This window comes from Staphylococcus sp. EG-SA-17 (assembly GCF_017151845.1).
GTDB lineage: Bacteria > Bacillota > Bacilli > Staphylococcales > Staphylococcaceae > Staphylococcus > Staphylococcus aureus.
The window spans coordinates 1-439 of the sequence record NZ_JACVZO010000110.1; the positions used below are offsets into that span (position 1 = coordinate 1).

Annotated in this window: 1 protein-coding gene; it reads left to right on the forward strand. The window is 32.3% G+C overall.

From position 1 onward, the window contains the following. Window positions 1–390 (forward strand): DUF536 domain-containing protein (locus IDG65_RS14290; RefSeq protein ID WP_206174235.1); only part of this gene is annotated, 390 nt, incomplete at its 5' end. Between the last annotated feature and the right edge of the window lie 49 nt (window positions 391–439).

Here is a 439-nt window from a genome sequence, read left to right on the forward strand (position 1 = left end):
GAGTTGCAAGAAAGATTAAAATTGCTTGAGAATCAGCAAGTTCTGGCATTAGAGAGTAATAAAAAGATTCAAAAATTAGAAAATCAATTAGAAAAAGAAAAACACCTTAATTATCCCTTTGATACATCTACTAACGCTAGACAAAACGTTGATGCACAAGAAAAAACATATACTACTAGTCCTGTAAATATTAACCGAGATCAGGAAGAAACTAAAGAAACAGAGATTCAATATAAGGATATATCTGGAAGTCAAAGCGACGAAAGTACACAAGGTGAAGAAGCACAAAGAGAAGACGTTTCAGCTAATCCAAATGACAATGATAGTGATATAGAAGAAAAGAGTGAAGAAACGGAAGCTAAAAAGGGGTTTTGGAGTCGTCATCTTTAACCTCCTAAATTACGTATAGTATACCATATTTAAGCAATTTGACTTTTAT